Annotated in this window: 13 protein-coding genes; 1 reads left to right on the forward strand and 12 read right to left on the reverse strand. The window is 56.8% G+C overall.

Annotated elements, in window-relative coordinates; all coding sequences use genetic code 11:
- Positions 1–25: 25 nt before the first annotated feature.
- From ACT3RU_RS01560 to phnD, 5 genes are all read right to left on the reverse strand, one after another.
- Complete coding sequence (locus ACT3RU_RS01560) at positions 26–457, reverse strand: host attachment protein (RefSeq protein ID WP_192527774.1); 432 nt, start codon at positions 455–457, stop codon at positions 26–28.
- Between the two features lie 65 nt (positions 458–522).
- Complete coding sequence (phnE, locus tag ACT3RU_RS01565; RefSeq protein WP_192527773.1) at positions 523–1,332, reverse strand: phosphonate ABC transporter, permease protein PhnE; 810 nt, start codon at positions 1,330–1,332, stop codon at positions 523–525.
- Entirely contained in the window at positions 1,326–2,138 is an 813-nt protein-coding gene (phnE, locus tag ACT3RU_RS01570) for a phosphonate ABC transporter, permease protein PhnE (protein WP_087110573.1), read from the reverse strand. The genes phnE (ACT3RU_RS01565) and phnE (ACT3RU_RS01570) overlap by 7 nt, the downstream gene beginning before the upstream one ends.
- Positions 2,125–2,922, reverse strand: a complete 798-nt coding sequence (gene phnC / locus ACT3RU_RS01575; protein ID WP_087110574.1) for a phosphonate ABC transporter ATP-binding protein — start codon at positions 2,920–2,922, stop codon at positions 2,125–2,127. The genes phnE (ACT3RU_RS01570) and phnC overlap by 14 nt, the downstream gene beginning before the upstream one ends.
- Before the next feature lie 53 nt (positions 2,923–2,975).
- Positions 2,976–3,968, reverse strand: a complete 993-nt coding sequence (gene phnD / locus ACT3RU_RS01580) for a phosphate/phosphite/phosphonate ABC transporter substrate-binding protein (protein WP_087110576.1) — start codon at positions 3,966–3,968, stop codon at positions 2,976–2,978.
- 183 nt (positions 3,969–4,151) lie between these two features.
- On the opposite strand from phnD, the gene ACT3RU_RS01585 reads away from it, so the two are divergent.
- Entirely contained in the window at positions 4,152–4,748 is a 597-nt protein-coding gene (locus ACT3RU_RS01585) for a histidine phosphatase family protein (protein ID WP_192527772.1), read from the forward strand.
- A 16-nt stretch (positions 4,749–4,764) separates the two neighbouring features.
- Here the strand turns inward: ACT3RU_RS01585 and ACT3RU_RS01590 are convergent, their stop codons facing one another.
- From ACT3RU_RS01590 to hemE, 7 genes are all read right to left on the reverse strand, one after another.
- Positions 4,765–5,493, reverse strand: coding sequence for an amino acid ABC transporter ATP-binding protein (locus ACT3RU_RS01590; protein WP_087111260.1), 729 nt, complete (start codon positions 5,491–5,493; stop codon positions 4,765–4,767).
- Positions 5,494–5,588: 95 nt separating this feature from the next.
- Positions 5,589–6,689: an amino acid ABC transporter permease gene (locus tag ACT3RU_RS01595; protein ID WP_192527771.1), complete on the reverse strand. Its 1,101-nt coding sequence runs from the start codon at positions 6,687–6,689 to the stop codon at positions 5,589–5,591.
- A 20-nt stretch (positions 6,690–6,709) separates the two neighbouring features.
- Positions 6,710–7,900 carry an amino acid ABC transporter permease gene (locus ACT3RU_RS01600; protein ID WP_087110582.1) on the reverse strand — a complete coding sequence of 397 codons (1,191 nt, stop codon included), beginning with the start codon at positions 7,898–7,900 and terminating at the stop codon, positions 6,710–6,712.
- Between the two features lie 88 nt (positions 7,901–7,988).
- Positions 7,989–9,014 carry an amino acid ABC transporter substrate-binding protein gene (locus ACT3RU_RS01605; protein ID WP_192527770.1) on the reverse strand — a complete coding sequence of 342 codons (1,026 nt, stop codon included), beginning with the start codon at positions 9,012–9,014 and terminating at the stop codon, positions 7,989–7,991.
- A gap of 224 nt (positions 9,015–9,238) precedes the next feature.
- Positions 9,239–10,249 carry an amino acid ABC transporter substrate-binding protein gene (locus ACT3RU_RS01610; protein WP_192527769.1) on the reverse strand — a complete coding sequence of 337 codons (1,011 nt, stop codon included), beginning with the start codon at positions 10,247–10,249 and terminating at the stop codon, positions 9,239–9,241.
- A gap of 83 nt (positions 10,250–10,332) precedes the next feature.
- Positions 10,333–11,193 (reverse strand): polyamine aminopropyltransferase, encoded by an 861-nt coding sequence (gene speE, locus ACT3RU_RS01615; protein ID WP_192527768.1) that lies wholly within the window; start codon positions 11,191–11,193, stop codon positions 10,333–10,335.
- Positions 11,193–12,305 carry a uroporphyrinogen decarboxylase gene (hemE, locus tag ACT3RU_RS01620; RefSeq protein WP_192527767.1) on the reverse strand — a complete coding sequence of 371 codons (1,113 nt, stop codon included), beginning with the start codon at positions 12,303–12,305 and terminating at the stop codon, positions 11,193–11,195. The genes speE and hemE overlap by 1 nt, the downstream gene beginning before the upstream one ends.
- Between the last annotated feature and the right edge of the window lie 46 nt (positions 12,306–12,351).

Raw genomic sequence — 12,351 nt, forward strand, 5'->3', positions numbered from 1 at the left:
AAACTCCATCATTGTCAGAAATTATTTATCGCAAGTCGCTAACGGCTTCCTGGATGTCGTTAAGTGATGCTTTGCTAAGATCTTTCGAGAGCGTATGGAGTACCAGTTTCTGGGTTGGCGCATCAAGCTTTTCGCGCAGCAGGCCCAGGAATTTGGGCGGTGCGACGATAATCAGTTTTTCCATACTGTTATTGACGCGGGCGTTATAAAGGCATTGAGCAACTTCTTTGGCAAACAGCTCGTTCTCATGTTTTAACGCTGTCCCCCCTTCGGCAGACGAACGTGAACTCGATGATATGGACTCATGTACATCTGCGCCTGCACTGTCTGTAATCAGGTCACCCTCATGCAGGCGCCCTTCGGCATGAACCAGGCTCTCTTTCTCCTTCAGATGAAGAAAGTTACGAGTGAAAATGCGTGCTCGAGCGGCATCCGCTACCACGATATAGGTTGTCATCAGTCAACGTCCTCCATGCCGTTAGGGATATATTAACCATGGCAAGCGTTTGGCATTCGGTCAAACTAGAGCACTTTACGTCGTAAGAGACTGGTTATTGCCTCACCAATCAGCACTAGCACAATAATCGCGATCAGGATGGTCGCCACGGTAGGCCAGGCAAAGGTATCAATCGCGCCTTGTAGAATCATCCCGATACCGCCTGCGCCCACCAGTCCTAGCACGGTAGATTCTCGAATGTTGATATCCCAGCGCAGGATCACGATGGCGAAAAACGCCGGCATCACTTGGGGCACGATGGCATAGACAATCACCTTGGCCTTGGAGGCGCCGGTGGCTTCCATGGCTTCGACCGGTCGCTTATCGATTTCTTCGATTGCTTCGCCCATCAACTTGCCGATAAACCCGATAGAGCGAAACATAATGGCGAGAATGCCTGCCAGCACGCCGGGGCCGAAGATCGCCACGAACAAGAGCGCCCAGATGATGGTGTTCACCGAGCGGCTGGACACCAGAATGAACCGGCCAAGCCACAGGCAGGCCCGGTTGGGCGTGGTGTTCTGCGCGGCGATATAGGCCACCGGCAATGCCAGAAAAATGGTCAGGAAGGTGGCAAGCGTGGCGATGTGTACCGTTTCGATCAGGGCATTCACGATATTGCCAAGCCCGGTGGCGCTGGGGGGCCACATGCGCGCGCCCAGCCCGGAAATCTGGTTGGGCGCATCCCACACCCAAGGCCAGAAGATATCGATATCGCGAACCGCCCATACCACCACCATCAGCGTGATGAGCAGCACGGCAAAGCGAATAAGACGTTCCTTGGTGTCGTAGCGCTGCCAGACGTGGTCGGCGAGTTTCTGTGCGTGATCTACCATATTTTTTTCCTCACCCAGCCGCTGATGCCTTCACTGAGTAAAATGACCGCGATGATGACCAGCAGGATCGCAAAGGCGAAGTCATAGTCATAGCGCCCGAAGGCGTTCATCAGCGTGCCGCCAATGCCGCCGGCGCCCACGATGCCCACCACGGCGGAGGCGCGCAGGTTGCTGTCCAACTGGTACATGGAAAGCCCTACCTGGCGCGGTAGAATCTGCGGGAACACGGCGTAGAAGAGCGTGGCTAGATACCCGGCCCCGGCGGCGCGCATGGCCTCTACTTGGCCCCAGTCGATCTCCTCGATCTCCTCGGCCAGAAGCTTACCGACAAAGCCGATGGAGTAGAGCGTGAGCGTCAAGATGCCTGCCAGCGGCCCAAATCCTACGGCGGCAACGAACAGAATCGCCACGATCACCGGGTGAAAGCTACGCGAGATAATGATGACTGCACGGCCAATCAGATAGATCGGCATGGGCGCAATATTGCGCGCCGCCATCACGGCAAAAGGGATAGACAGGAAGACGCCCAGCAGGGTGGCCAGAATGGCGATCTGAAAACTCTCCTTGAAGCCGGTCAGGAGAAGTTCGTAGCGCTCAAGGTTGGGCGGAAAGCCGCCGCTGAAGATACGCGCGGCGCGGGGCAATCCTTCAGAGATACGCGCCCAGTTGAACGGTAGCGAACCAAATGCCCACACCAGATACACCGCCGCGACGATGATCAGCCCGTAACGAAGTAGAGGGTTGGCAATGAACGGCGGTTTCTTCCAGGTGCGCGGCGTGCTGGATAAAGCCTCAGGCGGGGTCATGGGCGCGCTCCTCTGATGGGGCGTCGCTTATCGCATCGTCCGGCGCTTCGATGCCGCCGTAAATGGCGTCCAGCGCGTCTTTATTGAAATCACTTGGCACGCCATCAAAAATCATCTTGCCGTGGCGCAAACCCACAATGCGCTCGGTGTAGGTTTTGGCCTGGGCCACGTTGTGAATGTTGATCAGCACCGGCAGCGAAAGCTCGCTTGCAAGGCTTTGCAGCAGCATCATGATCTGCTCGGAGGTGCGCGGGTCGAGCGAGGCGGTGGGTTCGTCGGCCAGCAGTACTTCGGGCTCCTGCATCAGCGCCCGTACCACGCCTACCCGCTGGCGCTCGCCACCGGAAAGCTCATCGGCGCGTTTGTTGGCGTAGTGGGCAATGCCCACACGCTCCATCAGCATAAATGCGCGCTCAATATCCGCCTGCGGATAGCGGCGGGTAATTGCCTGATAGAGATTTACGTAGCCCAGCCGCCCAGCCAGCACATTCTCCATTACCGTCAGGCGGTCCAGTAGGTTGAAGCCCTGAAACACCATGCCGATCTTGCGACGCGCACGGCGCAGGTCAGCGCCCTTGAGATGCACAAGCTCGGTACCGTTGAGGGTAATGGAGCCGGAAGTCGGCTCCACTAGGCGATTGATACACCGCAGCATGGTGCTTTTACCGGCGCCGGAGGCGCCCACAATCGATATCACGCTATTGCCCTCAACCTTCAGGTCGAGACCTTCCAGCACGGCTTTGTCGCGGCCATACCGTTTGACCAGATTCTTGATTTCCAGCATGTTTTCGCTTCCATCGGTAGCTAACAAACCGCGCCACACGGGCGCGGTACGTTTTACTCTTCCAGATTGTCAGGCGTATAGCTCACGCCATTGGCAGCCTGGATGGTGCGAATTACCTGCCAGTTATCCTTGTAATTGATGGGAATGAACTTCTCGACACCCTCAAACTCTTCGCCAAGCTCTGTGCCTTTAAAATCGAAGCTGAAGAAGGCCTCTTCGATCTTCTCGACTAGGTCCGGATGCAGATTGTAGGCGTAGTTGTAGGAGGTGGTGGGGAAGCGGTCGGATTCAAAAATCATGCGGACGTCATCGGTATCGTAAAGCCCGCGCGCGGCCATTCGATCAACCACTTCCGAGGCCACCGGGGCGGCGTCGTAATCGCGCGCCACGACGCCCAGCATGGATTGGTCGTGGCTGCCAGAGTAGACCACTTCATAATCTTCGTCAGGTGTTATACCCAGTTCGGGCAGTAGTGCCCGAGGTGCCAGATTGCCTGAATTAGAAGTGGGTGATGTATGGGCAACCCGCTTACCTTTCAGGTCTTCCAGTTCATGGATGTCGGAGTCTGCATGGGTGAAAAGCTGTAGGGTATAGCCAAACTGGCCGCTATCTGAGCCCATTAATGCAAAGGGAACTGCACCTGCCAGGTTGACTGCAAAGGGTGTGGGACCGGTAGAAAAACCCGCGATATGCAGTCGCCCGCTGCGCATTGCCTCCACCTGAGCCGCGTTGGACTGGACGGCGAAGAAGCGCACATCGCGGCCGGTCACCTCTGACAGATGATCGATAAAGGGCTGCCATATATCGGAATAGATGGCTGGATCTTCCACCGGGGTATAGGCAAAGATAAGTGTGTCGGGATTTAGCCATTGCGCCTCATCGGCGGGACGGTCCGCGACCATATCGGAGTTTTCGTCACAGTAAAGCGCATCAAGATCGCCGCGTTCGCATTCGGCGTAGGCATGTGTTGAGAGTAGTGCAAAGGGTAAGATCGCAGCCGCGGTTAACAGAGCTAGCGGGCGCTTGGAAAGCCGTATGGGAGTCATGGAAAGCCTCATCAGTAGATTATTTTTATGGTCTTGCGATGGGTCGCTATGCTAATGGTGTTCTTTTCTATGCCTTATCTCCCCGTATGTGAGGGCAGTAAGCGTTCGAAAGCGCACATTTAGCCGACAAAATATTTATTTTTCGAAAATCCACACTCTCAATCTAGGGTTTGTTACAAAGTTATGTCAAACACTTTCCTTGCCGCCTCCTACCATTGGCGAAACCGCTACCTGTTGATGCGTCATGGTCATAGCCAGGCAAACCAGCACGCGTTGATTATCAGCAGCCCCGAGCGGGGCATTGAGGCATTTGGGTTATCGGAAACCGGCGAGCAACAGCTGGCGAGCATCGTGGATGCGTGGGCCTGGCCCGTGCCAACACAGGTGGTGCATTCTGATTTTTTACGCACCACCCAAACGGCTGCCCACGTGGCCGAGGCCTTTAAGCTTACGATGACGCCCGACAAGCGCCTTAGAGAGCGCTCCTTCGGTGAGTGGGAAGGCCACTCGGATGAACGTTATCCGGATGTGTGGGCGCTGGATGCCAAGAATGCCGACCACACTTCACACCAGGTGGAGGCAGTGAGCGCGGTGGCCGCGCGAATGATGGCGGTGCTTGAGGATTTGGAGGAGCAGAGCGAAGGCGAAACCATATTAGTGGTTAGCCACGGCGACCCGCTGCAGATACTGCTGACCGCCTTGCAAGGCAGGCCGCTCAGCCAACACCGTGAGCAGCCCGCTCTGTTACCCGCCAGTATTACCCAAGTGGGAACACCTTAGACGCGCCCGTGCGCTTTTAGTGGCCCAGAATCTGGCTTAAGAACAGCTGGGTACGCTCCGACTGCGGGTTGTTGAAGAACGGCTCTGGCGCATTTTCTTCAATGATCTGCCCTTGGTCCATGAAGATCACCCGGTCGGCGACGGTTTTGGCAAAGCCCATCTCGTGCGTTACGCACAGCATGGTCATACCCTCTTCGGCAAGTTCGACCATGACGTCCAGCACCTCCTTGATCATCTCCGGGTCGAGTGCTGAGGTGGGCTCATCAAACAGCATTACATCCGGGTGCATGCACAGCGAGCGGGCAATCGCCACGCGTTGCTGCTGGCCTCCGGATAGCTGGCCGGGGTACTTTTTCGCCTGCTCGGCGATACGCACGCGTTCGAGATAACGCATGGCCTGCTCTTCGGCTTCCCGGCGTGGCTTCTTCTGCACCCACATGGGCGCGATGCAGCAGTTCTCCAGCACTGTCAGGTGGGGGAACAGGTTGAAGTGCTGAAACACCATGCCCACGCTGCGGCGTATCTGCTCGATGCGTTTTACGTCTTGGGTCAGCGGCACCCCGCCGACCACGATATCGCCCTGCTGGTGCTCTTCCAGGTGATTAATGCAGCGAATCAGCGTTGATTTACCCGAGCCGGACGGGCCGCAGATAACGATCCGCTCGCCGCGTTTTACTTCGAAATCAATATCGCGCAGTACGTGAAAGTCGCCGTACCACTTGTTAACGCCGCGCATTTCGACCATCAGGTCAGACGTACTTTTAGACATGCTGTTGCCAGAGAGGTTGGTGGCTGCTTGTGTCATGATTAAATCCTGCTCAAATTCTTGAAAAAGCGGCGTTAGCGCTTGTGGCCGGTGTTCAACTTGCGTTCCAGATACTGGCTATAGCGCGACATGCTGAAACAGAAAATCCAGAACACAAACGCGGCAAACACATAGCCTTCCAGCGAAAAGCCCAGCCAGTTGGAGTCGGAAAGCGCCGCCTGCACGATCCCCAGCAGGTCAAACAGCCCAATGATCATGACCAGCGTGGTGTCTTTAAATAGCGAGATAAACGTATTCACGATGCCTGGAATCATCATCTTCAGCGCCTGGGGCAAAACGATCAGGCCCATGCGCTTCCAGTAGGTCATGCCCAGTGCGGCGGCGGCCTCCTCCTGGCCTTTGGGGATCGCCTGAAGACCGCCACGAATGACCTCGGCCATGTAGGCACTTTGAAACAGCGTCAGGCCAATCAGCGCCCGCACCAGGCGGTCAACGCTAATACCAGAGGGTAGAAACAGCGGCAGCATCACCGAGGCCATGAACAGCACGGTAATCAACGGTACACCGCGCCAGAACTCGATGAAGATGACGCAGAAGCTCTTCACGATGGGCATGTTAGATCGCCGCCCCAGAGCCAGTACGATGCCAATCGGCAGCGCCCCTATCATGCCCACCGACGCCAGCAGCAGGGTCAGCATCAAACCGCCCCAGCGGTGGGTGGGCACGCGTGGCAGGTCAAAGTAGCCGCCATGAAGAAGCACGTAGGCCGCGATGGGAAAGCCCACCAAGGCAAACACGGCCACCCAGCGCTTGAGCGGTAGGCGCGGAATGGCAAGCCAGGCGATCAGGGTAAAAAAGCCACCAAACACAATATTGGCGCGCCAGATTTCGGTACGCGGGTAAAGCCCGTAGATGAACTGCGTAAAGCGCGCATTAACGAACACCCAACAGGCGCCCTCTCGCGAGCAGTCGTCACGGGTGGTGCCTACCCAGTCGGCGTTGATGAACGCCCACTGAATGGTCGGTACCAAGAGCAGATACAGAACGTACAGCCCCACCAGAGTAAACAGCGTATTGAGTGGGCTGCTGAACAGGTTGGTGCGCAGCCAGGCCACGGGCCCCAGGGTATTGCTGGGGGCAGGCCGTTGGTCAATCATTGTTTGGTTATGAATCATAAAGCTATCCTCACCGGCGCCTAGCGCTCAACCAACGCTACGCGGGCGTTGAACCAGTTCATGAACATGGAAACCAGCAGGCTGATCGTCAGATACACCGCCATGGTCATGGCGATCACCTCAATGGCCTGCCCCGTTTGATTCAGCGTGGTGCCCGCAAATACGGATACCAGGTCGGGGTAGCCGATGGCCGTGGCAAGCGAGGAGTTCTTGATCAGGTTCAGGTACTGGCTGGTGAGTGGTGGGATAATGACCCGCAGTGCCTGTGGAATGACTACCAGGCGCAACACCAGGTTACGCGGCAGGCTCAGCGCTTGGGCGGCTTCAGTCTGGCCGTGGGAAATGGCCTGAATGCCCGAACGAACAATTTCAGCAATGAACGCGGCGGTATAGATGGAGAGCGCCAGCCACAAAGCCAGAAATTCCGGGATCACGGTAAAGCCACCGCGGAAGTTGAAGCCGCGCAGTTCCGGAATATCCCAGGTGATCGGTACGCCGGTGGCGACCGTAATCAGCAGTGGCAGACCCAGAATCAGTACCAGCGATATCCACCCAGCAGGGACTCGTTTACCGGTTGCCTCTTGGCGGCGCTTGTTCCAGACACACAGCGCAATACTGGCGATAATCGCGACGATAAAGGTCGCTGGAATCATCCCAAAGCCTGACTCAAAAAGCGGCTCAGGCAGATACAGACCGCGCACGTTAAGAAAAATAACCTCGCCAAACGAGAGGCTGTCCCTTGCACTGGGTAGCGTGCGCAGCACGGCGAAGTACCAGAAAAAAATCTGTAGCAGTAACGGGATATTGCGGAAAGTTTCGATATAGGCGGTGGCCAGGCGTGCCAGTAGCCAGTTGGGCGACAGGCGTGAAATACCGACAATAAAGCCAATCAGCGTCGCGGCCACCACTCCAAAAGCGCCTACCAGTAGCGTATTGAGCAAGCCCACCAAAAAGGTGCGGCCGTAAGTATCCTGAGAGGAGTAATCAATCAGGCTTTGTACGATACCAAAGCCTGCGGTGTTATTTAAAAAGCCAAAACCGGTGGTGATACCCCGGGCGGATAGGTTGTCCTGAGTATTGCCGACGATATACAGCAAAAATACGACAACGGCTGCCGTTAAAAGCAGCTGAAAAACAAGTGCGCGCTTGGCACGGTCTCGCCAAAACGGTGGCTTGTGGCCAGCGGGGCGAGTGTTTGGTCTTATGGACATGGGTGGCGTCTCCGCTACACGGAAGGTCAATCAAATGGCCCGCCTGCACTCATCTGATAAGCGCGACGGGCCGGGTCAAGCGAGACGCTTAGCGAATCGGCGGTGCGTATTGGAAGCCACCCTGGTTCCATAACGCGTTGGCACCGCGTTCAATCTCAAGCGGTGAGTCCATGCCAACGTTGCGCTCAAAGCTTTCGGAGTAGTTACCGACCTGGCTAATAATGTTGTAAGCCCAGTCAGCGTCAAGCCCCATGCCTTCACCGTAGTTACCGTCCTGGCCAAGCAGGCGGGCGATGTCGGGGTTTTCAGAGTTCACCATTTCGTCCACATTTTCGCTGGTAACGCCGTACTCTTCAGCATTCAGCATGGCAAACAGTGACCATTTCACGATATTGAACCAGGTGTCATCGCCTTGGCGAACCACCGGGCCCAGCGGCTCCTTGGAAATGATATCGGGCAGGATGACGGCGCCATCCGGGTTGTCCAACTGAATGCGCAGCGCCGCCAGCTGAGAAGTGTCCGAGGTTAGAACATCACAGCGGCCAGCCTGGAAGCCGCCCACGGTCTGCTCTGAGGTATCAAACACGATAGGATCAAATTCCATATCGTTGGCCCGGAAGTAATCGGCCACGTTAAGTTCGGTGGTGGTGCCCGTTTGGATACAGATCGCCGCGCCGTCCAGCTCATCAGCGCCGCTGATGCCCAGGTCACGGCTAACCATGAAGCCGATACCGTCGTAGAAGTTGACGCCTGCGAAGTTCAGGCCCAGCGTGGTATCGCGGGTGGTCGTCCAGGTCGTGTTACGAGAAAGCAAATCGACTTCGCCAGACTGCAGCGCAGTGAAACGCTCAACGGCGTTGAGAGAGATGTAGTTGACGGCATCCGCATCACCCAGCACGGCAGCGGCGACCGCACGGCAAACATCGACATCCAGCCCTTGCCAGTTGCCATCACCATCGGGTGCCGAAAAGCCTGGTAAACCGTCGCTGACGCCACACTGCACGGCTCCACGCTCAATGGTTTCTTCAAGTGTTGCTGCGTTAGCGTTAGTGGCGCCTGTCAGTGTGATGGCGCCTGCAGAGGCCAGTAATACCCAGTGTTTCTTATTCAACATGGTAATTCCCTTCCTCGATTAATATTGTTATGCATGCGAAGGCATGACATATAAAGCTAGCAAGGAAGATGCCAACATGGGTACAACGCCAAATTCAGCGCTTTTCAACGCAAAGTGGCCCAGCTTCTACGAAAGTTTAGGTGCAAAAAAATAGAAACGGTTGCCGCCTGCGCTGTTTTGGTGCGACAACCGATGGTTGATGGCAGAGTGCCGACCGGTAAGCCTTAGCGAATGGGCGGGGCGTACTGAATGCCGCCATCGCGCCATAGGGCATTTAAGCCACGGGTAATATTGAAGTTAGAGTCTATGCCCACGTTGCGATCATACATTTCGGCGTAGTTGCCCACCTGCTTGACGATCTGATAAGCCCAGTCGTCATTGAGTCCCATGCCTTCACCAAAATTGCCGTCCTGGCCCAGCAGGCGGGCAATATCTGGATTATCGGAATCCGCGTGTTCATCAATATTGGTGCTTGAGACACCCAGTTCTTCAGCGTTGAGCATGGCAAACAGCGACCATTTTACGATATTGAACCACTGGTCATCGCCTTGGCGTACGGCGGGGCCAAGCGGTTCCTTGGAAATAATCTCTGGCAGCACCACCGCCATGTCGGGGTCGGCAAGCTGCATGCGTTGGGCATACAACTGCGAGGCATCGGAGCTTAGGACGTCGCAGCGCCCGGCTTCAAAACCGGCAATCGACTGTTCGGGAGAATCAAACACCACTGCGTCATAGTGCATGTCGTTAACACGGAAATAGTCTGAAAGGTTCAGCTCGCTGGTCGTGCCTGACTGCGTGCACACCGCCGCGCCGTCAAGGTCTTCAGCACTTTGCACGCCCAGGTCGCTTGCCACCATGAATGCTTGGCCATCGTAATAGCTCACCCCGGTAAAGTGCATACCTTGGGTGGTATCGCGGCTGGAGGTCCAGGTCGTCGTGCGCGAGAGCAGGTCCACTTCGCCGGATTGCAGGGCGGTAAAGCGCTCCACCGAGTCGAGCGGTACGAAATCAACCTTGCTGGCATCGCCCAATGCCGCTGCGGCAATCGCGCGGCAGACATCGGTGTCCAGGCCGCGATACGTATCGTTATCGTCCAGTGAGGAGAAGCCGGGCTGGGCGGCGTTCACCCCGCAGCGTACGCTATCGCGGGATTGAACGGTTTCTAATGTGGTGCCCAAGGCAACCGTCGGGGCCAGGGCGCACGCGCCAATGCTTATCCATTTAAGGGTTTTCATTGTTGGTTCCTTAACGTGGTGACACAAAAAAGGCCGAGCAGTGCCCGGCCTCATCGCTTGCTGGCGTGCTATTCAAATAAACGTCAGCTGAACGCTTTACGCATGAACGGTGGCAGCGCCAGGGCGCCCCGGTGGGCATCTACTGTGTAGTACTGTAGCGGCATTTCGTGGCTAGCGGCAGCCTCTTCGCGGAAGCTTTCCACGTTGGTGCCTTTACCGGCCAGTGTCACGCTCCACCAGCCGGAAGGATAAACCGGCTGTGGGAAGGGCAGCGTGGCGACACTGGCAAAGCCCGCTTCGCGCATGTCATGGCGCAGCTCACGAATAATCGAGCCACTGTGATAAAGCGGTGATTCACTCTGCTGTACCATCACGCCATCGGCTTTCAAAATGCGGTGGCAGCGCTTAAGGAAGTCAGTCTTGAACAACCCTTCGGCGGGGCCGACCGGGTCGGTAGAGTCGATAATCAGCACGTCGATGCTTTCATCGGCAGCGTCATCCACCCACTTGACACCATCAGCGAACAAAAGCTCGGCACGCGGGTCGTCGTTGGCTCCCACCAGTGCCGGGAAGAAGCGCTCTGCGGCCTTGGTGACTTCTTCATCGATATCGATCTGGGTGACTTTTTCAACGCCCGGGTGGCGCAGCACTTCTTTCAGTGTGCCGCAGTCTCCGCCGCCGATAATCACCACACGCTTGGGCGCCGGGTGAGTAAACAGCGCCGGGTGAGCGATCATTTCGTGATACAGGAAGTTGTCACGGTCGGTGAGCATCACGCAGCCGTCCAGCACCATTAGGTTGCCGTAGGTCTCGGTGGCGTACACTTCCAGGTGCTGGTACTCACTCTGCACATCCAACAGCTTTTCAGAGATCTTCAGCGAGAAGGCGCTGCCGTGGCTATCAAACACTTCGGTAAACCACTGGTCGTCGCGTAATTCGCTCATCAATTGGCTCCTGGTTGTGATGGGTTGGATTGGGCCGGAATACCCCGGTGATATTGCGGGCTTAGTTCGTGCAGCGCTTCCATAAAGGCGGTGACGTTATCCGGATTGGTAAACTGGCTAATGCCGTGGCCCAGGTTGAAAACATGCCCCGGGCCATGGCCGTAGCTTTCCAGCACGCGGGCGACTTCGGCACGAATCGCAGACGGGCGAGCAAACAGCACGTTGGGGTCGAGGTTGCCCTGAAGCGCAACTTTATGGCCTACACGAGCGCGGGCGTTGGAAAGCTCGGTCGACCAGTCGATACCGAGTGCATCAGCACCGGCGCAGGCGATATGTTCAAGCCACTGGCCGCCGTTTTTGGTGAACAGAATCACCGGTACGCGGCGCCCGTCGTGCTCGCGGATCAGCCCGGAGACGATCTGCTCCATATAGCGCAGCGAGAACTCCAGGTACGCAGGGGTAGACAGCGCCCCGCCCCAGGTGTCGAAGATCTGCACCGCTTGGGCGCCTGCGCGAATCTGCGCGTTCAGGTAATCGGTCACCGACTGCGCTAGGGTATCCAGCAGTTGGTGCATGGTGTCCGGCGTATCGTAAAGCATGGTTTTCAGGTGGCGGAAGTCTTTGCTGGAGCCGCCCTCCACCATGTAGGTCGCCAGCGTCCAGGGGCTGCCTGAAAAGCCGATCAGCGGCATGCGCCCGTTCAGCTCACGGCGAATGGTCGATACCGCACGCATGACGTAGTCCAGATCGCGCTCGGCGTTGGGCACGCTTAGCGCGGCTACTTCTTCTGGAGTGCGCACGGTCTTGCGAAACTTGGGGCCTTCACCGGTTTCAAAATAGAGCCCCAGGCCCATGGCATCGGGGATCGTCAAAATATCTGAAAACAGAATCGCCGCATCCAGCGGGTAACGTTCCAGCGGCTGGAGCGTTACTTCGCAGGCCAGGTCCTGGTTGCGGCACAGGTCCATAAAGCTGCCCGCATCGGCGCGGCGCTCACGATACTCAGGCAGATAGCGGCCTGCTTGACGCATCATCCATACCGGCGTGCGGTCAACGGGCTGGCGCGCCAGGGCGCGGAGAAAACGATCATTTTGCAACGGTGTGGAAGTCATAAACACGTGCCCTTGGGAAATTTACCTGTAGTGTATTTTAAACGGT

The sequence above is a fragment of the Halomonas sp. TP35 genome, assembly GCF_052375975.1.
In the GTDB taxonomy this organism is placed as follows: Bacteria; Pseudomonadota; Gammaproteobacteria; order Pseudomonadales; family Halomonadaceae; genus Vreelandella; species Vreelandella citrativorans.